The sequence below is a fragment of the Sporosarcina sp. NCCP-2716 genome (assembly GCF_023707985.1).
GTDB lineage: Bacteria > Bacillota > Bacilli > Bacillales_A > Planococcaceae > Sporosarcina.
Window position 1 is genome coordinate 95,317 of record NZ_BRCF01000004.1, and the last position, 21,845, is coordinate 117,161.

At 57.0% G+C, this 21,845-nt stretch carries 17 protein-coding genes and 1 tRNA gene; 14 read left to right on the forward strand and 4 right to left on the reverse strand.

Annotated features, from left to right (window positions below; translation table 11 throughout):
• Positions 1 to 37 precede the first annotated feature (37 nt).
• From NFU03_RS07790 to NFU03_RS07815, 6 genes are all read left to right on the forward strand, one after another.
• Positions 38 to 1,516, forward strand: coding sequence for an aldehyde dehydrogenase family protein (locus NFU03_RS07790; RefSeq protein WP_251637620.1), 1,479 nt, complete (start codon positions 38 to 40; stop codon positions 1,514 to 1,516).
• 15 nt (positions 1,517 to 1,531) lie between these two features.
• Positions 1,532 to 2,698 carry a saccharopine dehydrogenase family protein gene (locus tag NFU03_RS07795; RefSeq protein ID WP_251637621.1) on the forward strand — a complete coding sequence of 389 codons (1,167 nt, stop codon included), beginning with the start codon at positions 1,532 to 1,534 and terminating at the stop codon, positions 2,696 to 2,698.
• Positions 2,699 to 2,737: 39 nt separating this feature from the next.
• Positions 2,738 to 3,937 carry an acyl-CoA dehydrogenase family protein gene (locus NFU03_RS07800; RefSeq protein WP_251637622.1) on the forward strand — a complete coding sequence of 400 codons (1,200 nt, stop codon included), beginning with the start codon at positions 2,738 to 2,740 and terminating at the stop codon, positions 3,935 to 3,937.
• A 246-nt stretch (positions 3,938 to 4,183) separates the two neighbouring features.
• Complete coding sequence (locus NFU03_RS07805; RefSeq protein ID WP_251637623.1) at positions 4,184 to 5,287, forward strand: NAD/NADP-dependent octopine/nopaline dehydrogenase family protein; 1,104 nt, start codon at positions 4,184 to 4,186, stop codon at positions 5,285 to 5,287.
• Between the two features lie 165 nt (positions 5,288 to 5,452).
• Positions 5,453 to 6,022, forward strand: coding sequence for a TetR/AcrR family transcriptional regulator (locus tag NFU03_RS07810; protein WP_251637624.1), 570 nt, complete (start codon positions 5,453 to 5,455; stop codon positions 6,020 to 6,022).
• A gap of 68 nt (positions 6,023 to 6,090) precedes the next feature.
• Positions 6,091 to 8,298: a YhgE/Pip domain-containing protein gene (locus NFU03_RS07815; protein WP_251637626.1), complete on the forward strand. Its 2,208-nt coding sequence runs from the start codon at positions 6,091 to 6,093 to the stop codon at positions 8,296 to 8,298.
• 584 nt (positions 8,299 to 8,882) lie between these two features.
• On the opposite strand, the gene NFU03_RS07820 is transcribed toward NFU03_RS07815, so the two are convergent.
• Entirely contained in the window at positions 8,883 to 9,764 is an 882-nt protein-coding gene (locus NFU03_RS07820) for an SDR family oxidoreductase (protein WP_251637628.1), read from the reverse strand.
• A gap of 156 nt (positions 9,765 to 9,920) precedes the next feature.
• Between NFU03_RS07820 and NFU03_RS07825 the strand changes: the two genes are divergently transcribed.
• The gene (locus NFU03_RS07825; protein WP_251637630.1) at positions 9,921 to 10,706 is read left to right on the forward strand and encodes a nucleotidyl cyclase domain-containing protein; all 786 of its coding nucleotides are present in this window, start codon (positions 9,921 to 9,923) and stop codon (positions 10,704 to 10,706) included.
• Positions 10,703 to 12,004, forward strand: coding sequence for a glycosyltransferase family 2 protein (locus NFU03_RS07830; RefSeq protein ID WP_251637632.1), 1,302 nt, complete (start codon positions 10,703 to 10,705; stop codon positions 12,002 to 12,004). Before NFU03_RS07825 ends, NFU03_RS07830 begins: the two co-directional genes overlap by 4 nt.
• 43 nt (positions 12,005 to 12,047) lie before the next feature.
• Here the strand turns inward: NFU03_RS07830 and NFU03_RS07835 are convergent, their stop codons facing one another.
• The gene (locus NFU03_RS07835) at positions 12,048 to 13,703 is read right to left on the reverse strand and encodes a sensor domain-containing protein (RefSeq protein ID WP_251637634.1); all 1,656 of its coding nucleotides are present in this window, start codon (positions 13,701 to 13,703) and stop codon (positions 12,048 to 12,050) included.
• A gap of 128 nt (positions 13,704 to 13,831) precedes the next feature.
• Here NFU03_RS07835 and NFU03_RS07840 point away from each other — a divergent pair, with 128 nt between their 5' ends.
• The 3 genes from NFU03_RS07840 (at position 13,832) to NFU03_RS07850 (ending at position 18,482) form a co-directional block, all read left to right on the forward strand.
• The gene (locus NFU03_RS07840; protein WP_251637636.1) at positions 13,832 to 14,740 is read left to right on the forward strand and encodes a DMT family transporter; all 909 of its coding nucleotides are present in this window, start codon (positions 13,832 to 13,834) and stop codon (positions 14,738 to 14,740) included.
• A gap of 186 nt (positions 14,741 to 14,926) precedes the next feature.
• Positions 14,927 to 16,699: an ABC transporter ATP-binding protein gene (locus NFU03_RS07845; protein ID WP_251637638.1), complete on the forward strand. Its 1,773-nt coding sequence runs from the start codon at positions 14,927 to 14,929 to the stop codon at positions 16,697 to 16,699.
• Positions 16,653 to 18,482 (forward strand): ABC transporter ATP-binding protein, encoded by a 1,830-nt coding sequence (locus NFU03_RS07850; RefSeq protein ID WP_251637639.1) that lies wholly within the window; start codon positions 16,653 to 16,655, stop codon positions 18,480 to 18,482. The genes NFU03_RS07845 and NFU03_RS07850 overlap by 47 nt, the downstream gene beginning before the upstream one ends.
• A 321-nt stretch (positions 18,483 to 18,803) precedes the next feature.
• Here NFU03_RS07850 and NFU03_RS07855 read toward each other — a convergent pair whose 3' ends face one another.
• Both NFU03_RS07855 and NFU03_RS07860 read right to left on the reverse strand, forming a co-directional pair.
• Complete coding sequence (locus tag NFU03_RS07855; protein ID WP_251637863.1) at positions 18,804 to 19,265, reverse strand: YusW family protein; 462 nt, start codon at positions 19,263 to 19,265, stop codon at positions 18,804 to 18,806.
• 96 nt (positions 19,266 to 19,361) lie between these two features.
• A complete protein-coding gene (locus NFU03_RS07860) occupies positions 19,362 to 20,381 on the reverse strand; it encodes a DUF2804 domain-containing protein (protein ID WP_251637641.1) in 1,020 nt (339 codons plus the stop codon).
• Between the two features lie 110 nt (positions 20,382 to 20,491).
• Here NFU03_RS07860 and NFU03_RS07865 point away from each other — a divergent pair.
• From NFU03_RS07865 to NFU03_RS07875, 3 genes are all read left to right on the forward strand, one after another.
• Positions 20,492 to 20,563: transfer RNA gene (locus NFU03_RS07865), tRNA-Ala, on the forward strand.
• 112 nt (positions 20,564 to 20,675) lie between these two features.
• Positions 20,676 to 21,161, forward strand: coding sequence for an amidase domain-containing protein (locus NFU03_RS07870; protein ID WP_251637643.1), 486 nt, complete (start codon positions 20,676 to 20,678; stop codon positions 21,159 to 21,161).
• Positions 21,162 to 21,244: 83 nt separating this feature from the next.
• The gene (locus tag NFU03_RS07875) at positions 21,245 to 21,829 is read left to right on the forward strand and encodes a nitroreductase family protein (protein ID WP_251637645.1); all 585 of its coding nucleotides are present in this window, start codon (positions 21,245 to 21,247) and stop codon (positions 21,827 to 21,829) included.
• Positions 21,830 to 21,845 lie beyond the last annotated feature (16 nt).

Below are 21,845 nucleotides of genomic sequence, written 5' to 3' on the forward strand. Positions count from 1 at the left end.
GAGCTTACAAACAGAACTTGGAAGGGGACTGGGACAGATGAAACTGAACAACTATGTAAACGGGCAATGGCAGACGGAGGAAGGCGCGGAATACACCGACGTGCTCAACCCGGCGAATGGGGGCAAGCTTGCACAAGTCCGGCTTTCCACCGCGGAGGATGTGGACAAGGCAGTCGCCGCAGCGAAAGCCGCGCAGAAAAAATGGGCGCGCGTGCCGGCACCGAAACGGGCAGACTACCTGTATGAAATCGGCCGCCTCATGGTCGAGAAGAAAGAGCATCTCGCCCAGACACTGACGAAAGAGATGGGCAAAGTCATCGAAGAAGCACGCGGGGAAGTGCAGGAAGGCATCGACATGGCGTATTACATGGCCGGGGAAGGACGCCGCCTGTTCGGGGAAACGGTCCCGTCCGAGCTCGACAATAAATTCGCGATGAGCGTCCGCGCCCCGATCGGCGTCGTCGGCCTCATCACACCATGGAATTTCCCTGTAGCGATCGCAACATGGAAGTCGTTCCCGGCCATTGTCGCAGGCAACACATTCCTCTGGAAACCGGCGACCGAAACACCGATGATGGCGTACGAAATGGCGCTCATCTTCGAAGAGGCTGGACTGCCGGCAGGGGTCGCAAACATCGTTTTCGGCAGCGGCGGCACGGTCGGCACAGCGATGATCGAGCACCCGGACGTGCGGGTCATTTCGTTCACGGGCTCGACCGAAACAGGCCGCAATGTCGCGGAACTCGGCGGACGCCACTTGAAGAAAGTGTCGCTTGAGATGGGCGGCAAGAACGCGATCATTGTCATGGACGACGCCGACCTCGACCTCGCCGTCGAAGGCATTCTCTGGAGCGCCTACGGAACTGCCGGCCAGCGCTGCACCGCCTGCAGCCGGGTCATCGCGCATTCATCCGTCAAAAAGGAACTGGAACAAAAACTCACCGAAGCGATGGAAGGCCTGACAATCGGCAACGGGGCGGACGAGTCCGTCAAAATCGGACCGGTCATCAACGCCAAGTCGATTGAGAAGATCGAGTACTACGTAAGCGTCGGCAAGGAAGAAGGCGCGACACTTCTTGCGGGAGGAAGCCAGCTGACGGAAGGCAAATATACCGGCGGCCATTATTTCGAGCCGACGCTGTTCACGAACGTCAAGGCGGACAGCCGTCTCGCGCAGGAAGAGATTTTCGGGCCTGTCATTTCATTGATCGAAGTTAACAGCCTGGAAGAAGCGATCGAGGTCAACAACAGCGTCAAATACGGATTGTCGAGCTCAATCTTCTCGAAAGACGTCAACACGATCTTCCAAGCGCAGCGCGATCTCGACACGGGCATCGTCTACGTCAACGCCGGTACGACAGGCGCAGAGATCCACCTGCCGTTCGGAGGGACGAAAGGGACGGGGAACGGACACCGTGATTCCGGCGTTGCGGCACTCGACGTCTTCACTGAATGGAAGAGCATTTACGTGGACTACAGCGGCAAACTGCAGCGGGCGCAGATCGACAACAACTAAAAGGGGGCAGATTGTATGAAAGTCGTCGTACTAGGAGCAGGACTCATGGGAAAAGAAGCGGTGCGGGATCTTGTGAAGCAGGAGGCGGTGACCACCGTCTATCTGGCCGATCAGGACGTCCGGAAAGCAGAGAACTTTGCGGATGAACTGCTGTCCGACAAACTGAATATCCTCGTCCTCGATGCACGCAATGAACTGCAGCTGAGCGAAGTGATTGCGCTCGGCGACGTTGTCATCAACGCCCTGTTCTATACGTTCAATGAAACCGTCGCACGGCTCGCCATCGAAGCGGGCGTCCACTGTGTCGATCTCGGCGGCCATATCGGCGGTGCGACCGAAGCCGTGCTCGCGATGAATGAAGCGGCAGAGGCAAAAGGCGTCACTGTCATCCCAGATCTCGGCGTCGCCCCGGGAATGATCAACATCCTCGCAGGCTACGGAGCGGAGAAGCTCGATACGGTCGACTCCATCAAGCTGTACGTCGGCGGGGTGCCCGTCCATCCCGAACCGCCGCTGAACTACAATATCGTCTTCTCGCTCGAAGGCGTTTTCGACCATTACACCGATCCGTCGCGTGTCATCCGCAGCGGCAAAGTCCTCGAACTGCCGTCGCTCTCCGAAATTGAATCGATCGAGTTTGACGGCTTCGGCATGATGGAAGCGTTCCATACGTCGGGCGGAACGTCGACGCTGCCGGAATCGTTCCCGGACGTGCAGACGCTCGAGTACAAGACGATCCGATACCCGGGCCACGCGGAGAAGTTCCAGCTGCTCGTCGATCTCGGCCTGCTATCCCGCGAATCCGCCATCCAGGTCGACGGGAAACCGCTGCGCGTCCGTGACGTTATGCGTGCCCATCTGACGCCGCAGCTGCTGCTCGGTGAAAAAGAAGACGCCGTGCTCCTGCGCGTCCTCGTCAGCGGCGAGGCATCGGGCATGCCGGCGACATACGAATACAATCTGACAGTGACGAAAGATACCAAGATGAACGAAACGGCGATGGCGCTTGCGACGGCCAACACGATTTCCGTCGTCGCGCAGATGATTGGCAGCGGCACGATCACGAAACGAGGCGTTCATCCGCCGGAAGCGATCGTCCCAGGCCATCTGTATATTGAAGAAATGAAAAAACGCGGCGTTGTGATCGAAGAGAACGTCCTGACCGGTGAAGCATCCCTGTAATCCCGACCCTGTAATCTCAACAGAGAGAAGGTGCGCATTATGGACTTTACATTCACAGACGATCAGCAGCTCCTGCGGCAGACGGCGCGCCGCTATGTCGACGACCGGATCATTCCGAACATTGCGGAGTGGGAACGCGCGGGCGGATTCGATCCAGCCGTCTGGAACGACTTGGCCGAACTCGGCTTCATGGGATCGTGCATCCCGGAACAGTACGGCGGGAGCGGCCTCGATTACAATTCACTGTCCGTCCTTTGCGAGGAACTGGAACGCGGCGATACTGCGTTCCGCACCGCTGTATCGGTCCATACCGGCCTGAACTCGCTGACCCTGCTGCAGTGGGGAACCGAAGAACAGAAACAGCAATTCCTCGTCCCGCAGGCGAAAGGCGAACAGATCGGCGCGTTCGGCCTGACGGAACCCGGTGCCGGATCGGACGTTGCTGCACTGGCGACGACGGCGGTCCGCGACGGGGACGACTACGTACTGAACGGCCAGAAGACGTGGATTTCTCTATGCGATCAGGCAGACAACTTCCTCGTCTTCGCCTATACCGACAAATCGAAAAAGCACCATGGCATCTCCGCATTCATCGTCGAGCACACACGTCCCGGGTTTTCATCCAAGGCGATCGCCAATAAATACGGCATCAAGGCCGGCAACACGGGCGAGCTCTTCTTCGAGGACGTCCGCATTCCGGCATCCAACCGGCTCGGCGAAGAAGGCGAAGGATTCAAGATCGCCATGTCGGCACTCGACAACGGCCGCTTCACCGTCGCGGCCGGCGCGGTCGGGCTCATCCGTGCGTGCCTGGAAGCAAGCACCGCCTACTGCGCGGAACGGAACACATTCGGCCGGCCGATCGGCGACCACCAGCTCGTCCAGCGCATGATCGCCAACATGGAGGCGGGCTACCAGATGAGTCGGCTGCTCGTCTACCGTGCCGGTGAATTGAAAAACGCCGGCCGCCGCAACACGCGGGAGACGTCCCTCGCCAAATGGCAGGCGTGCGACTTCGCGAACCGAGCGGCAGACGACGCATTCCAGATCCACGGCGCCTACGGCTACTCGGACGACTACCCCGTCGCCCGCTACCTGCGCAACTCGAAAGCACCCGTCATCTACGAAGGCACCCGCGAAATCCATACGATCATGCAGGCGGAATATGTCCTCGGCAAGCGTGAGGACAAGCCCTTGAACCGCATGCTGCCGGGGTGGCCGTTTGAGGGGACTGAATAAGACAAGCACCCGGGCGGCTTTTGCTGCCCGGGTGACTTGACATACCGGAACCTGCTGAGTACGAATGGAGGAGAGAAATGAATGAATCGGAAGAGGGGGAGTACTTCATTTACCTATATCTTATAAACTTTTCTCCTAATTTAGGTTTACATCTAGATAGATAGGGTATTTAAGAGTTGCAGGCCTATGCCTGGTATTTTTTTCATCCATCATGTGAACGCTTTCACAAAAAAGGGGGAACTTGAATTGAAGATTACGATTGTAGGTTCAGGACATGGAGGCTCGACGGCTGCGGCCTGTCTCGCGCGCGATGGTCACGAGGTGAGCATGCTCAAACTGAGCGGCCAGCCGGATGAGCACTTCCAGAAACTCGAAGAAACGAAAGAGATCACACTGCACGATGAAGACACAACACAGACGGTTCCACTCCACACCGTGACCCGCGACCCTGCGGACGTCATCCCGCAAGCAGATATCCTCCTCATCTATTATGTATCGAACTACCACAAATCCCTCGCGAGCGCCCTTGCTCCGCATCTGCAGAAGCATCAGACCGTCTATATCTGCCCGGGTTATCTCGGCAGTGTCTTTTTCCTGAACGAACTGGAGCGGCTCGGCCGGTCGGATCACGCCCCGCTGTTCGTTGAAGGGGAGACACTCCCGTACAGCTGCCGCATTACGGCGCCCGGCGAAGTGACGCTGTACTCGGAAAACTACGGGCATCCGATCGCCTCGCTGCCATCCGACCGCATCGATGAAGCGTGCGAAACGCTGAAGCCGATTCTCGGAAACTGCATCCCGCGGGAAAATATTGCGGAAGTAGCGCTGCACAACCCGAACCTGATCATGCATACGGTCGGCATTGCGCTGAACGCGGCCTATATCGAAAACTCGGACGGACAGTTCTCCATGTATACGGAAGGATTCACGCCGTCCACCTGGAAAGTGGCCAACGAACTCGACCAGGAAAAGATGGACATGCTCGAGCGGATCGGCTGCACGCCCCGCTCCTATATCGAGGAATTCAAAGTGCGGACGTTCACTGACCCGGAATCCTATTCGGACGATGATGCGTTCGGCATCTATGCGGATAGTGTGAAAGACTTGCGGACGAAATCGGTAAACAACCGCTACATCACCGAAGACGTGCCGATGGGTCTCGGGCTGCTCCACTCACTCGGTGAGCATCTCGGCATGCCGACGCCTGTAGGGGATTCGATCATCACGCTTGCGGGCACGATGGTCGGTGACGATTATTTCAAGGAAGCGCGAAGTGTCGAAGCACTCGGCTTCGAGTCGGCGGAGGACCTGCTGTCGTTCATCTCCCACGAAAAGAAGGCTCACGCCTGACGAACCAGAATGACGGGGGCTTTTCCTGCCTCCGTTTTTCTATGCAGAGAACCGGAAAAGAATTCCTCAAAGCCCTTGCATTTACGGAGAAGTGCGCGTATGATAAGGGTTGACCGAATGACCGGAAATGAAAAACGGTCATTTATTGATGAAAGAGGTGGGCAAATGGATCGCAGAACGGAGATTTTACAAGCCGCCGCTAAGTCCTTCTCGCTGTTTGGCTACAAAGCGACCACGATGGACCAGGTCGCGAAGATTGCAAACGTTGGGAAAGGCACGATTTACACGTTCTTTGCGAATAAGGAAGAACTGTTCAACGCCATCGTCGTCGGGATGATCGAGGAGATGCGGACAGAAGCGGAAGCCGCCGCTGTACCGGGTGCTCCTTTTGAAGAGAATGCACATGCCCGTCTCATGTCAATTTTGAAATTCCGCACGACACACCAGCTGTACGCCAAACTGATCGACGAAGGAAAAGAGATCCGGACCCCTGCCGTGCAGGAAGTCCTTGCCGATATCGAAGCGCAGATCGTGCAATTCATCGCGGAAAAGATCGAAAAGGGCATCATGCGCGGAGAAGTCAAACCGTGCAACACCGACTTGGTTGCGTATTTACTTTTCAAATCGTACATGGCGCTCGTCGTCGACTGGGGAAAGACCCACGACCGCGAACTGGCCGAGACGGAAATCATCGATTTGCTGAGCAGCACCATTTTCAAAAGTCTCCTCTGCTGAGACTTCTTTTTTCATCATAAAATGACCGGAATGCCGAAGTGGTCAACTAGTCAAGGAGGAATCTGGGAATGAAGAAGACGATGACAGGGGCGGAATGGAAGCAATTGCTCCGCACCCGCAAAATGATCGTACCGATGATTGCTATTTTGTTCATCCCCGTCTTATATGCGGGAATGTTTTTGTGGGCGTTCTGGGATCCGTACGCCAATATGGACGCACTGCCTGTCGCCGTCGTGAATATGGACGAAGGCGCGGACTACGAAGGGGAACACCTTGACCTCGGGAATGAGCTCGTCGACAAGCTTGTCGACAGTAAACAGTTCGACTTCCAGGGGATTTCGAAGGAAGAAGCACGTAAAGGACTGCAGGATCAGGACTACTACATGACGATTGAAATTCCGGATAACTTCTCCCAGCATGCGACGACGCTGCTGGATGAAACACCGGAGAAATTGGCGTTGATCTACAAGCCGAACGAAGGATTCAACTTCCTGTCGGCGCAAATCGGGGAAACCGCCATGGACCGCATCAAAGCGGAAGTGAACGAGAAAGTATCTGCCACGTATGCTGAGCAGCTGTTCGACTCCATCAAGGAGATGGGCGACGGCTTCGGCGATGCGGCGGAAGGGGCCGGCAAACTGCATGACGGTTCCGGCAAACTCGTCTCGGGGACAGATGATCTGAAAGGCTATTTGGAACAGCTTGCGTCCAGCACCGTGACTCTCGCCGACGGTTCCGACCGTCTGAAGAAAGGCGTGGCGGAAGCAGCGAATGGCGCATCTTCCCTGAATTCAGGACTTGGTACGCTCGCATCAGGTGTGAACGAACTGCAGGGCGGCTCGCAGAAAGCGGCTGCCGGCGCGACCGATCTGAAAAGCGGGATCGCCCAGTATACGCAAGGTGTCGGGAAACTCGCCAGCAGTTACCAGCAGATCGGTGCCAAAGAGAAGGAATTCGGTGCCGGTGTTGCGAATCTCGCCGAGAAATCAGGCTCGCTGAATGCGGCGGCCGGTCAGCTGACAGGCGGCGCACAGCAAGTGAACGCAGGCATTGCCCAGCTGTCGGATCAGCTCGCACCGATTTTGGCGCAGCTTCCTGAAGAGCAGCAGGCTGCACTCAAAGGCGCACTCGGCCAATTGAAACAAGGAAGCGCACAAGTGGCAGGCGGTCTCGGTGAATTATCAGCTGGCACAGGTGCTCTCCAAACCGGCGCAAAACAGCTGAACGGCGCGGCTGGTCAGCTCGCCGGCGCCCACTCGCAGGCACTTGCCGGTGTGAACGAATTGAACAGCAAATCCGGCCAGTTGCTGGCAGGGGCTTCTTCCCTTGCTGACGGCAACGCGGCTCTGAACGCAGGTGTCGGTAAACTGGCGGCAGGCGCGTCTGCTGCAAAAGAAGGATCAAGCCAGCTCGTCAACGGATTGACGGCTCTGAATGAAGGGTCGAAAACATTGACGGACGGCACAGGAACACTCGCGTCGAAGTCACGTGAATTGGCGAACGGCTCGGCTGCGCTCGCAGACGGTGCCAAAGAATTGAATGAAGGAACCGGAACACTCCAAGAAAAGCTTGCGGAAGCGAACGAAACGGCTTCCGAAGTGAAACCGACCGACAAAACATATGATATGGCGGCAGCACCGGTCGACGTGGAAAAAGACGCGGTCAACGAAGTGCCGAACTACGGAACCGGCTTCGCGCCGTACTTCCTGTCACTCGGACTGTTCGTCGGAGCGCTCCTGCTCTCGATCGTCTTCCCGCTCATCGAACCAGCCATCTCACCGACCGGACCATTCCGCTGGTTCGCAAGTAAAGTATCGGTTCTCGCGGTCGTTGGGCTCATCCAGGCCCTGCTCGCCGTAGCGATCATCAAGTACGGACTCGGCATGGAGACGATCGATACGCCGATGTTCATCCTGACGGCGGTCATCACGAGCTACACATTCATCGCGCTCGTGCAGCTGTTCGTCTCAGTCCTCAGCGATGCAGGCCGCTTCGTGGCGATTCTCGTGCTCATCATGCAGCTCGTCACAAGCGCCGGAACGTTCCCGCTCGAACTCATTCCGGAACCGCTGCAGATTTTCAATAAATTCCTGCCGATGACGTACTCCGTCCAGGCATTCAAAGCGTCGATTTCCACCGGAGACATGCAGCACCTTTGGGCATCGAATGGTGTCCTTCTAGGATTCATGGTCGTCTGCCTTGCGCTGACAGCCGGGTATTTCGCCTTGCTGTTCAGCAAACGCTACTCGAAGAATCAAGAAATCGCAGAAGCATAATGTGGATAAGAAAGGGCCGTCAGACACGATATCTGGCGGCCTTTTTTGTGGATAAAAAATTAATTTCAGAAGTTATCGACAATTAAAGCGATAGTTATACCCAATTGGGGGATGAAAGACGGGTTATCCACAGGTATCTGGAGAGTGCAGTGAGATGGGGGGCGTGTTATCAACAGGGAAGAGGCGAATGCGCGCGCTCGCGCCTGGAATAGGCGCGTTCCCGGGAGAATACGCGCGCTCGGCAGTGGAATACGCGTCTTCAGAGAAATACGCGCGCTCGGCAGTGGAATACGCGCCTTCAGAGAAATACGCGCGTTCCCGCCGGGTTTGCGCGTGCTCGGCCCCGGAATACGCGCGTTCCCGAGAGAATGCGCGCGCTCGCCCATGGAATATGCGCGTTCCCGAGAGAATACGCGTCTTCAGAGAAATACGCGCGTTCCCGAGAGAATGCGCGCGCTCGGCCCCGGAATACGCGCGCTCCCGAGAGAATACGCGCGTTCCCCGGTCAATTACGCACCTCCGCCCCCGGGACACCCGCGCAAAAAAACCGCCCCATGAGAATCTCTCATGGGACGGTTCCATACTCAGGAGCCGACAAAATCGCCGCCGTCGACGTGGATCGTCTGGCCGGTCATGTAGCTGGAGTCGGACGACGCCAGGAACACGTAGGCCGGTGCGTTTTCGGCGGGTTCGCCGCGCCGTTTCATCGGCGTGTCGCTGCCATGCGCTTCGACGGTTTTGGCGTCGAACGTCGCAGGGATGAGCGGTGTCCAGATCGGTCCGGGGGCAACCGCGTTCACGCGGATCTTCTTCTCCGCCAAGTTGAGCGCGAGCGAACGGGTGAACGACGTGATCGCCCCTTTCGTCGCCGAGTAATCGAGCAGTCCCGGAGAACCGTTGTATGCCGTCACGGATGACGTGTTCACGATTGATGCGCCTTCCTGCAGATGAGGGAGCGCCGCACGGGTCATGTAGAATAGGCCGAAGAAGTTTGTGTCGAACGTCTCCCGCAGCTGATCACCCGAAATGTCGAGCAGCGACTGCTGAGGAAACTGTTTGCCCGCATTGTTGACGAGCACGTCGAGACCGCCGAATTCCTTCACGACCTCTTCGACGAGTGTTTCGCAGTTCTCCTCTTCGCTGATGTCGATCCGTTTCTTGAATGCTTTGCCGCCATACTGTTCGATGAGCTGGACGGTTTTATCCGCATCCACATCTTCGTCTTCACTCAAATAGGCGATGGCGACATCTGCGCCCTCTTTCGCGAAGGCGACCGCTACGGCACGGCCGATTCCGCTGTCGCCACCGGTGATGAGCGCCTTTTTGCCTTTCAGCTTCCCGGAGCCTTTGTAGTTTTCATCATCATAGATCGGCTGGGGGGACATTTCCGCCTCGACGCCTGGCTGCTGGTCCTGCGTCTGCGGTTTCACTTGTTCGTCGATCTTCTCGTATTTGTTTTCCGACATGGGTAAAACCCTCCTTACCGGTTATCTAATCCGAGTATTCCCGACTGTCCGCCGTGCAAACCTAAGGTGTTTCCAACTATACTGATAGGGAAACCATCTACTAAAGGCAAGAGACCCATCTACTATAATGAATGCTTCCGATTGGAGGTCTGTCGAATGAATACCCGTACTGCACCATGGCAGCGTCTGCAGCTGCCGGCTGCTGCTGTCGTCTGGCTGGTGACGGCATCCGTCCTGCTCGGTTTCCAGACGGAGACGCGGCTCATCACGATGACAATATTGCTGGCGGGCTGCGCTGTGCTGTTTTTCTCCGTTGCCGACAGGACCGCGTTTTTCCTGTATATCCTGTTCACCTTGGTGACGGTCTTTTATTTCCTGTATTTGGCTTTCGCCGAAGGGTGGTCGCCTGGCGAGCAGGCGGCCGGCATCGGTCTCCATTTCCTGTTCCTGCTCCATCTGTTCGCCTTGTACAGCCTCGCGAAATACGTATTCTCCTATCGGAAGGAGAATGCGGCGCTGAAAGAACGGGTGGAAGAACTCCGTGAATTCATCTCCGAACAGGGGGTCCTGACGAAACGGGAGTTCGAAAAGCAGGCGACCCTTGTCCTGTCTGCGATGGCGCGCCACGAAGAGTCAGGCTATTTCCTGAAAGCCGACCTGTCGGAATTGCGGAGAAGTGCAAGGAAGCAGGCGGTGCTCGCGAGCTCGGCGGCCATTTACGGCACGCTGCGCAAACAGTATGACCTCGTCGGGCAATGGGACGGCACGACGCTTGTCGTCGTCCTTCAGCACGTCGGCGAAGAAGGGTTCGCCGTCGTCGAAGGCCGGCTGCAGGAGGCGATGGCGCGTCAGCTTGAGCCGGATGCACTGGAGCGGATACGCTGGGAAACCCGCCGCATCGACGGGCAGCGGTCGATCGGTGAATTGCTGGTGATCGCATGAGCAGACGGCTTATCGTGCTGCTGGTCACGGCGGTCCTGTTCATCGCGCTGCTCGTATTCGCCGCGGTGTTCAGCGTCAAGCTGCTGCTGTTCCTGACGACGGCCCTGTTCCTGACACTGCTCACCTACTATTCGTTGCTGACGGTGGCGGGGCTCTACAACCGGCTGCGCCGGAAACCGGTTCCCGAGCTGGACCATTACCCGAGTGTCGACATCCTGATCCCCGCACATAACGAGGGCGTAGTTATCAGGGATACGCTCGAAGCGATGACGGCGCTCGTCTATCCGGGGGATTTGCAGATCTACGTGCTGAACGATAATTCGTCGGATGAAACCGGGGAGATCGCCGCGGATTTCGCTGCGACGTTCCGCAATGTCCACCACATCGAAGTGCCGCCAGGGGAGCCGAAAGGGAAATCCCGCGTGCTGAATCACGGCTTGGGCATTTCATCCGGCGCGTATTATTGTGTGTATGATGCGGATAATCAGCCGGATCCGAATGCACTTATCCAGCTCGTTGCAGTCGCGGAAACCCATGAGCGGTCCGCCGGTGCGGTCGGCTATGTCCGGACGGTCAACGAACAGGCGAACTGGCTGACGCGGATGATCTCGATCGAGTTCCAAGTGTTCCAGCTGCTCATGCAGTCGGGCCGCTGGCAGCTGTTCAAGACCGGATCGCTGACAGGGACTAACATGCTCGTCAAACGGTCCGTCATCGAGGAACTCGGCGGGTACGATCCGTACGCGATCGCGGAAGACGCGGAACTGACGCTGCGGATCACGAAGGCGGGCTACTATTTGCCGATCGTCCCGGACTCCATCACATGGGAACAGGAGCCTGAAACGCTCGGCGTCTATTTGAAACAGCGGACGCGCTGGCTGCAGGGGAACCTGTACATCGTCGAGAAGACGCTGACGGAACCGGGCTATTTCAAGGGCAAACTGCTCGTCCATTCCATCCATCAGCTGCTCGTGTATGTCATCTTCTGGCTGTTCCTCATCATTTCGTACGTCTGGTTCGCTCTCGGTATCCTCGACATCTTCTATATCGAGTATACGTATCCGCTGCTGTTCATCTGGTATTTGGCGTACATCGTCTATACGACCCAGCTGTTCGCCGCGCAGGCGACGCAGCGGACGTTCACGCCGCTCAATGTGTTCATCAGCGTCATCATGTATTTCACCTATGCGCAGCTGTTTTCGTATTTATTCGTGCGGAGCCTCATTCTGTACGTCAAGGCGAAGAAGAACCGGCAGATCATCGGGTGGGATAAAACCGAGCGTTTCAAGCAGAAGTGAATGCCAAAAAGAGCGCGAGCCTTCATCAGGCCGCGCTCTTTTCTCATTTCTGGCTATGGAGTTCTTCGGCACGGACAGGCGCGCCGATATAATAACCCTGCACAGCATCGATGCCCATCGAGACGAGCAGGTCGAACTGCGCTTCGGTCTCGACGCCTTCTGCGATCGTGTACAGGCCCATCGTCTTGCTGAACTGGATCATCCCTTCGACGAGCTGCTGCGTCTTCGGATGGGTCAGCAGGCTGGTCATATACACTTTGTCGATCTTCACTTTGGAGATCGGCAAGTACTGCATGTAGCGGAACGACGCATACCCGGTCCCGAAATCATCCAGCGTGAAGTTCACGCCGGCGTCCTGCAGTTCCTTCATCTGCTGGATGATCGACTGCTCTTCCTCCGCCTGGAAGGCGAATTTCTCGGTGATCTCCAGCTCCAGCTGGCCCGGGCGGCAGGACGCCGTCTGCAGGATCGCGAGGATCTTGTCTTTCATCGGCTGATTGGAAAACTCGCGTACGGATGTGTTCACGGACACGTGCGGACTGCCGTTCTCCGCTTCCAGCTGCACAGCGAGCTGGGCGGCTTCCGTCAGTACATATCCGCCGATGTTGGCGATCAGTCCGTTCGACTCCGCGATCGGGATCAGCTCGTCCGGGGATACCGTGCCGAGTTCGTCGTCTTCCCAGCGGACGAGTGCTTCGTAGACCGTCACTTGTTTCGCGGCCACGTCATACTGCGGCTGATAGACGACTTCCAGAGCGTTGCGGTCGAGCGCCGTCAGCAGTTTCCGGTTGATGAGCGACCGTCGGTTCAGCACCTTATGCGAGGCGGCCGACAGCGAGATGATCTTGCCGCCGCCCTGCTGACGTACTTCGTCGAGCGTCATCGCGGCGGCTTCCAGCAAGTTCACGTAGCTCTTCTGGTCTTCCGGATAGCGCGCGATGCCGCCGCTGATCGACAGCGGAAGCGCCTCATTGCCGATGTAGAGCGGCTGCTGTTCGAGGAAATCGAGGAAGCCCTGGACATACCAGTCGCCGAACGGTGTCAGGATGACGAACTGGCTGCTGCCGATGCGGGCGATCGGATTGTCCTGGAAATAGCGCTTCATACGGTTCGCGAACGCCTGGGTCAGCTCGGTTTCGTCGGTCCCGTTCTGCAGTTCCTTCAACGTATAGTAATGATCGATGGACAAATAGACGAACGAGAAACTTTTGTCTTCTCCGATCATCTCGTTCACGAGCGCTTCGAGTTTGTGGCGGCTCATCAGACCCGTTTCGATGTCGATGAACGCGATCTGCTCAAGCCGCTCCTTCGTCTGGATATCCTCCGTAATGTCGAGCTCGAGGAAAAGGGCCTGCTCGAACACGCCATTTGCGTCCATTTCAGGCACAGCCAGCAGGTTGGAGAAGTACGTTTCCCCGGTCCGTTTCTGTTTCTGTGCGGTGCCGAACCACGTTTTGCCGGCCTGGAGCTGCTCCCAGATCGTGTGGATCGTGCTTTGCGCCTGTTCGGAATCATCGAACAGCTGCCAGATCGTTTTCCCGAGCACCCGTTTCGGCGTCCAATTGCTAACATTCAGAAAGTTTTTATTTACTGAAATGACGAGACCTTCCGCATCCGTTTGAGTTACCATATAATAATGATCGAGACTGCGACGAATGTCCGGCATGTCAGATGCGGTCTGTTCGTGTAAAGTGGTCATGGAAGTTCTCCTCTCGACTAGTTCATAAGACTAGTATATAGGAGAATCCCGAACTTTTCACCTATAATCAATAAATTCAACAAGTATTTTAGTTGTAACCAAATTTGCACGGGAGTGAAGGTGATCGGATGGGACGGGTAAAAGGGCTTGTCATGATAATCAGCGGGGCTGCTCTTTGGGGGCTTTCCGGCCCGATGATGGAGTGGACACTCGAAAACAGCGGCATGTCCGTGTCGTTTCTGCTGACAGTCCGGCTGTTGGTCGCGGGATTGCTGCTAATTGCCTATTTGCGATTGAAAGGCAAGCAGGTGATGCGGCCATGGCGGCAAAAAGTGTGGTCGCGGCAGATGGTCATCTTCGGTGTGGCAGGGATGCTTGGCGTCCAATTCGCGTTCACGTCGGCGATTTCCGAAAGTAACGCCGTGCTTGCGACCTTGTTCCAGTTCCTGTCGCCGATCTACGTCATCCTGTTCGTTTCCATACGCCAGCGGTTCGTGCCGCCGTTCGCCCAAATCGCAGGGATGATTGTCACGCTCGGCGGGCTGTTCCTGCTGCTGACGAACGGCTCGCTGTCCGGCTTCAGCATGACGCCGGCCGCTTTGTTCTGGGGGGTGGCTGTCGGGTTTGCATTCACATTCTACACGCTGTACCCCGTCCGGCTGATGCAGGAGTGGGGCGTGCTGCTGTCGATCGGCTGGGCGATGGTCGTCGGCGGGGCTGCGCTGTTCATCACCAATCCGCTCCGTCTTTTTCGCGAGATGCAGTTTCTCATGGACTGGCAGATCGCGGGCATGCTCACCGGCATCATCTTTGTCGGCACGCTCGCGTTCCTGCTGTTCCTCGGCAGCATGAAGTACATCACGCCGATCGAGACGAGCATCCTGTCGAGTTTTGAACCGCTGACCGCGATGATCGTGTCGGTCGTCTGGTTCGGCGCGATGCTCGGGGCCTGGCAGCTCACTGGGGCGATCGTCATGCTGCTCGGCGTGACGGGGATTTCCGTTGCCGGCGGCAAATCGAAGGAAGACCCTGCCTGAATGAATGGATGAACGTATGGACGCTCCCTGCCATGGGAGCGTTTTTGCATTCTCTGACTCTGTCAGCAGACGTCATAGCCGGATCAGACAATTCAGTTCATTCGCTATACACTGACTTCACGATGTGGCATACTAATTACACCTAACTAATTCGTTTAGCGAAACATTTCAGGAAGGACGATGGACGTGAAAACAGTATTCTCCTATGCAAAGCCTTACAAGTGGGCGATCATCATCGCGATTGCCATGATGCTCGTGGAACTGGCGGTTGAGCTCGTGCAGCCGCTTTTAATTGCGAAAATCATTGATGACGGCATCACGGCGGGCGATCGCGGGACGATCCTCGTATTCGGGATTGCCATGCTCGGCCTCGCACTCCTCGCATTCGCCGCCGGGATCACCAACTCGTATTTCGCCGCCCATGCCGCACAAGGCTTCGGCTACGATATCCGCCAGGCGCTGTTCCGGCGCATCCAGTCGTTCTCGATGGCGACGTTCCTGCGGTTTCCGTCTTCGTCGCTCATCACCCGACTGACAAGTGACGTGACGATGGCGCAGAACATCCTGTTCATGGGCGTACGCTTCCTCTTGCGCGCTCCGCTGCTCGTCGTCGGAAGTCTCATTATGGCGCTGTTCGTGAACGCAAAACTCGCCGCATTCCTCGTGATCGGCGTGCCGTTCCTCCTCATCTTCCTGTTCGTCATGGCAAGGAAAGGGGTCGGCTATTTCGCGGACGTCCAGCGCCGGCTCGACCGGGTGAACCGGGTCAATCAGGAGAACCTCCAGGCCGTCCGGCTCATCAAGGCTTACCTTCGAGGAGCATACGAAAGCAGCCGGTTCGCGAAGACGGCGGACCTGTTGCGGAAAGACACCGTCAAAGCGTTCCGGATGATGGAACTGATCATGCCCGTACTGCTGCTGATCATGAACGGCAGCCTCATGCTCGTCCTCTGGTTCGGCGTCGGGACGGTCCGCGCCGGGGACGCGAAGGTCGGCGAGATCGTCGCGATCGTCAACTACGCATTCCGCATCACCGGCGGCTTCTCGATGTTCTCCTTCATGATCATCGCCTTCTCCCGTGCGCAGGCCTCGTCGACCCGTATGGAGGAAGTGCTGCTTGCGGAGGACGATGAAGAAGAGTCCGCTGTCCAGCAGGGGGGCGGCTCGGAATTGAAACAGGGCGCCCTCACCTTCGACCGCGTGTCGTTCCATTATCCGGGACATGAAGAGGATGTACTGAAAGACGTGTCGTTCGACATCCGGCCGGGTCAGAAGATCGCCGTGATGGGAGCGACGGGGTCCGGGAAATCGACGATGCTCAACCTGATCCCGCGGATATTCACCGCGACGTCCGGCCGCATCCTGCTTGACGGGAAGGATATCCGCGACTGGCCGCTCGAGGAACTGCGGAACGCGATCGGCCTCGTGCCGCAGCAGTCCGTCCTGTTCACCGGCACGATCCGGGAGAACCTCGCATGGGGGGACCCGGAAGCACGGGCGGACGAACTGGAAGCTGCCGCTGAAAAAGCGCAGATCCACTCGTCGATCCTGCGGTTCCCGGCAAACTACGACACACGGGTCGGGCAGAAGGGCGTCAACTTGTCAGGCGGCCAGAAACAGCGTCTCTCTATCGCCCGGGCCCTCGTCCGCAAACCGGCCGTCCTGTTGCTCGACGACAGTACGAGCGCGCTCGACGTGAAGACCGAGAACGCCCTCTGGGAAGCGCTCGAAGACGAACGGTCCACGATGATCGTCATCACGCAGAAGATCCATACGGCGCAAGGGGCGGATAAGATCCTCCTGATGGATGAAGGGGAGGTCTCGGCGTATGGCACCCACGCCGAACTGATGGAGCAGTCGGCACTCTACCGCAAAATTGCCGAGTCCCAATTGGAAGAGGAGGTGGAGGACAGTGGTCAACAGCTTGAAGAAACCCTTCGGTTACGAACCGATTCTTAAGAAGGAAGACTTGAAGAAAGGGGCGAAGCGGCCGCGCGAGGAGGTCGGCGACTGGAAGAAAGCGCTGCTGAACATCTGGCGGCTCGTCGACGAACAGCGCGGCCTGCTGATCACGGTGCTCGCCCTCGTCCTCGTCAGTTCGGCTCTCACCCTGCTCGGTCCGTTCCTGATCGGGAAGACGATCGACAACTTCATCATCCCGATGAAAACCGCAGGGCTCGGCAAGCAGATCGGCCTCCTGCTCGCCATCTACGCAGGTGCGTCACTGACAATGTATCTCCAGAACTTCTGGATGGTCGGCATCGCACAGAACACGGTCTATAAACTGCGTTCCGGGCTGTTCAGCCATATGCAGAAACTGCCGGTCTCCTTTTTCGATAAACGCCAGCACGGCGAGCTGATGAGCCGAATGACGAACGATATCGAAAACATCAGCCAGACGCTGAACTCGTCGTTCATCCAAGTGTTCTCAAGCATTCTGACGCTCGGCGGGACGCTCGCAGTCATGCTGTCCCTCAGCCCGTTCCTGACGTTGATGACGATGATCATCGTACCGATCATGTTCATCGCCATGCGCTGGATCACCCGCCGCACAGGCATCCTGTTCAAGCAGCAGCAGCGCGCGATCGGGGAGTTGAACGGCATGATCGAAGAGACGATTTCCGGCCAGCGGATCGTCAAGGCGTTCTCCCAGGAAGAGCGCATGAAAGAGGAATTCGCGGAGAAGAGCGGCAAACTGCGGAACACGGCGTTCTGGGCGCTGACGTATTCCGGGTTCATCCCGAAAGTGATGAACATGCTGAACAATCTCGGCTTCGCCATCGTCGCAGGCATCGGCGGCCTGCTCGCCCTGCGTGGCGACGGCATCGTCACTGTCGGGACGATCGTCATCTTTGCGGAATACGCCCGCCAGTTCACACGGCCGCTGAATGACCTGGCCAACCAGTTCAACACGGTGCTGTCCGCGATCGCGGGAGCGGAACGTGTCTTCTCGATCATGAACGAAACGCCTGAAGAAGATACGGCGGAAGGCAATGGTGACATCCGGCTGAAAGGCGACGTCGAGTTCGACCATGTGTCGTTCGGCTATGCGCCGGAGACGGATGGCTATACGATCGAGGACCTTTCCCTGCACGTGAAAGAGGGAGAGACCGCCGCGCTGCTAGGTGCGACGGGCGCAGGCAAGACGACGATCGTCCAGCTCCTCGCCCGGTTCTACGAAGCGGACAAAGGGACGATCCGGATCGACGGCATCCCGATCAGCGAACTGCCGCGTCGCGTACTCCGCAGCCAGACGGCGTTCGTGCTGCAAGATCCGTTCCTGTTCGAAGCGACCGTCCGGGAGAACATCCGGTACGGCCGCCTCGATGCGACCGATGAAGAGATCGAAGCGGCCGCGCATAAGGCGAACGCACACGAATTCATCGAGCGGCTGGAAGAAGGCTACGACACGCTGCTGACGGCAGACGGCAGCGAAATTTCCCAGGGGCAGAAACAGCTGCTGTCGATCGCCCGGGCATTCGTCGCCGACCCGGTCATTCTGCTTCTCGACGAAGCGACGAGCAGCATCGACACCGTCACCGAGCTCGAGATCCAGGCGGCACTCGAAACACTCATGGAAGGCCGCACAAGCTTCGTCATCGCCCACCGGCTGAATACCGTGAAAAAGGCGGATACGATCTACGTGCTCGACCAGGGCCGGCTGATCGAATCCGGCAGCCAGCAGGAACTGATTGCGGAACAGGGTGTCTATTACAACATGCTCGCGCAGTCGAAATTGTAGGGTGTGGTGGGGCTGCTTCGGGGTTGCGCGACTCCTCGGCCGGCGGAGTGGTTTATGAGCGCTTTTGGGGATTTATGAGCGGTTTTTATGATTTATGAGCGGTTTCCGAGATTTATGAGCGCTTTTGAGGATTTATGAGCGATTTCCAGGATTTATGAGCGGTATTGAGGATTTATGAGCGATTTCCAGGATTTATGAGCGGTATTCGTGATTTATGAGCGTTGCCCATGTTTTATGATCACTCTCCCGATTTTATGGACAGCACCAACACTCCACAGTTCCAGACATTAAAAAAACCACCGGGCCCGGTGGTTTTTTTCATCATTTTTCATCTTTGTAGTTCAAGGTTTTGCCGTCATCGAACTTGATGTCGAGTTTGAACTTCGAATAGTCATCAATCTGGAAGTACTCGAGGATCTTGTCGCGGGCTTCTTCGCCGGACATATTGCTTTCCAGGTTCACCGCGGTGAACATCTTGTCGAGCTCGTCCATGGCTTTCTGCCCTTTCAAGTCAAGGTTCGTCTGTTTGTTTTCGTACTCCGGCTCGAAATCCTTCTCGACTTTGTACTCGGCGTCGACGGCATCTTCGCCGTTCGTGTCGATTTCAAGGTCGAGGTCGTTGAAGCCGTATGCGTCACCGGTATCACGGTCGCCGCCTTCCTTTTCGTCCGTCGTGATGATGTCCGCTTCTTCCCGGTTGTCGTTGTCCGCCTCTTTGCTCGCGTTGCCGCAGCCTCCTGCCACAAGCATCCCGGCGAACAGGACAGTACCCATCGTCATCATTTTTTTCACCATGCCACGTCCTTTCTGAAGTGATCCGATTGTCTGCTAGTACTACTCTACCTGTTTTCGACTGGATTTAAACAGACGGGACGGAGGTTACCACTTGGCTGTGAACGCTTCGCATGAGCCGAGCAGCCGGCGGACGAGCAGCCGTTCACCTGAATTGAGCCGGACTGTCCCGTTGAAGTAGCCGAACACTTGCGTAAAATCCGCTTTAACACCGCGTCTGCGGGCGGCCGCCTCCCGTTCGAAGAAAGGTGTGAAGGTGAGGTCCACACAATCGGTGAACTTAGTATGGATGGTCCATCGTTCCATCATGCGTTCGGGATTGAAGGAAAACAGTACATCCTCATGGATTTTCGTCATCACTCCGTCGACGATGACCGCGTTTTCCGTCATGCCGGTACCGTCCGTCCAGCAGCCGCCGAAGTTGAGGCCGATCCGGCGCCCGCCGGACCGCTGGGACGCCATCGCCCACTGCCACTCGGTGCTGCGCGGCCAGACACCGCGCGTATAGTTGTACACCGTGAAGCTGTAGTCCGGGTTGAACTCATAGCGTTTCTGGCCGATCTGCAGGAAACCGGACGTCGGCAGGATATGATGCTTCGCCGTGAACTGGAACACATTGCGGTTTCTCGGGATGACGACATTGACGGAATCATCGTCTTCCGGATGCGTGATCAGGAAATCGGCATGGAGTGTTTCGTTATCGAAATCGGCGATGGACACGTACAGATGGGTCTTCCTGTCTTCCTGGACGACGTGCAGGGACAGGCGGCTGTCCTCGAACTTCAGGTCTGCCAGCACTTCCTCGGGCATCTTGACATGCCGGGCGAACGGCAGCGAAATCCGCTTTTCGAAAAATCGCTCCGTTTCGTAATCGAGGAAATAGACGAGACAGACCGCACCGATGTCAAAATGGGCGACCGTGGCGGTGAACATAACCTCTTCGCCGTACACCGTCCACGTATTCCATCTTTTCTTATGGGGGAATTGGCCCCTCAGGTTGCTTTGGATGATCGGCTGCGCTGCAAAGCCGATCGCTTCAGGATTCAGCAGCCCTTTTGGATCACAAAGCAGGACCGGGGCGGTCAATTCACGTTCTGCATGCTGCATATGCCGTCCTCCTGACAGTTGTCTTTTCTCGCGCTTCTTGGTATACTTCTAATTGTAGCAGATTGGCACAAAATTTACGCACTGGAACGCGCGTGAATCCAATCATACTCGGGGCATTAGTTCAGCGGGAGAATACTTCGCTGGCAGCGAAGGGGTCACCGGTTCGAATCCGGTATGCTCCATACTTCATTACACGAATTTCATTTTCAGGAATGCGTCCGCCAAGTGCGGGCGTTTTTTGTTTGGCATGGATCGCCCGGGGACCGCATAGTGTTCTCAGGAGGGGGCGAAATCATGTATGACCGCGAAGCAGCTGTCAGGTATGCCGATCGGTGGTGGGATGGGCGCAATCCGGAGTATCCGTCGTTCGACGTCGACTGCACGAATTACATTTCGCAATGCCTGCGGGCGGGCGGTGCGCCGATGCATGGCAGTCCGGCACGGGACCGCGGCTGGTGGATCAAGGGGGACAACTGGAGTTTCAGCTGGTCCGTCGCGCATTCGCTGCGCTGGTACTTGGCCGGCTCGAAACGCGGGCTGACCGCCGTCCAGGTCGCGTCCGCGGAACAGCTTGAACTCGGTGACGTCATCTTATATGACTTCCAGGGCGACGGCCGGTTCGATCATTCGACGATCGTCACCGCGAAAGACGGCGCCTCGCCGCTCGTCAATGCGCATACGTACGATGTCAAAAAGCGCAGCTGGGACTATAAGGACTCGTACGCCTACCGGCCGAATGCGAAATACATCTTCTTCCACATCAATGACCAGTTCACTTGAGTCGTCCGAAACGTGCCGAAATTCGAAAAAGACCCTCCGGTTGTTGTATACTGGGGAGTATCAACGCTAAAGGGGATACAAAAATGGATGAACAAGCACTATCTGTAAGAGACGCAATCATTTCGCGCCGTTCCATCAAGAGCTTCAACGGCCAGCCGGTGGAACAGCGGGATATCACGGATATTCTGGAAGACGCTGTCTGGGCGCCGAATCACGGCAACCGCAACCCATGGCGTTTCGTACTCGCAGCAGAAGAGAATTACCAGGAATTCCTCGCTGTGCTGCGGGAGTTCGGTGTTCCGAAATGGAAAGAGCTGAACGAGGAAACGTTGGAGAAGCAGATGATCAAGTTCACGAAAGCGAGCGCCGCACTGTTCGTCATCGTGCCGGAAGACGCGCGTCAGAAACAGCGGCATGAGGACTTTGCAGCTGCCAGCATCCTGATCCAGAACGTCATGCTCCTCGCGTGGGATAAAGGGATCGGCACTTGCTGGAAGACGCCGGGCTTCCTCGATGATCCGAAGTTCCGTGCACAACTCGGTGTGCAGCCGGGTGAGCGCATCATCAGCATGCTGCAGTTCGGTCATTTCGACGAATTGCCGAAAGCGAAACCGCGCACGCCGGCGGAAGAGCTGGTCACTTATTGGCAGGAAGACTCTGCAGAATGAAGAAACGCCCTATTCC

Excerpts from the sequence above, each read along its gene's own strand:
- NFU03_RS07790 (WP_251637620.1), top strand. The coding sequence starts at position 38 with ATGAAACTGAACAACTATGTAAACGGGCAATGGCAGACGGAGGAAGGC.
- NFU03_RS07795 (WP_251637621.1), top strand. The coding sequence starts at position 1,532 with ATGAAAGTCGTCGTACTAGGAGCAGGACTCATGGGAAAAGAAGCGGTG.
- NFU03_RS07800 (WP_251637622.1), top strand. The coding sequence starts at position 2,738 with ATGGACTTTACATTCACAGACGATCAGCAGCTCCTGCGGCAGACGGCG.
- NFU03_RS07810 (WP_251637624.1), top strand. The coding sequence starts at position 5,453 with ATGGATCGCAGAACGGAGATTTTACAAGCCGCCGCTAAGTCCTTCTCG.
- NFU03_RS07815 (WP_251637626.1), top strand. The coding sequence starts at position 6,091 with ATGAAGAAGACGATGACAGGGGCGGAATGGAAGCAATTGCTCCGCACC.
- NFU03_RS07820 (WP_251637628.1), bottom strand. The coding sequence starts at position 9,764 with ATGTCGGAAAACAAATACGAGAAGATCGACGAACAAGTGAAACCGCAG.
- NFU03_RS07825 (WP_251637630.1), top strand. The coding sequence starts at position 9,921 with ATGAATACCCGTACTGCACCATGGCAGCGTCTGCAGCTGCCGGCTGCT.
- NFU03_RS07830 (WP_251637632.1), top strand. The coding sequence starts at position 10,703 with ATGAGCAGACGGCTTATCGTGCTGCTGGTCACGGCGGTCCTGTTCATC.
- NFU03_RS07835 (WP_251637634.1), bottom strand. The coding sequence starts at position 13,703 with ATGACCACTTTACACGAACAGACCGCATCTGACATGCCGGACATTCGT.
- NFU03_RS07840 (WP_251637636.1), top strand. The coding sequence starts at position 13,832 with ATGGGACGGGTAAAAGGGCTTGTCATGATAATCAGCGGGGCTGCTCTT.
- NFU03_RS07855 (WP_251637863.1), bottom strand. The coding sequence starts at position 19,265 with ATGATGACGATGGGTACTGTCCTGTTCGCCGGGATGCTTGTGGCAGGA.
- NFU03_RS07860 (WP_251637641.1), bottom strand. The coding sequence starts at position 20,381 with ATGCAGCATGCAGAACGTGAATTGACCGCCCCGGTCCTGCTTTGTGAT.
- NFU03_RS07870 (WP_251637643.1), top strand. The coding sequence starts at position 20,676 with ATGTATGACCGCGAAGCAGCTGTCAGGTATGCCGATCGGTGGTGGGAT.
- NFU03_RS07875 (WP_251637645.1), top strand. The coding sequence starts at position 21,245 with ATGGATGAACAAGCACTATCTGTAAGAGACGCAATCATTTCGCGCCGT.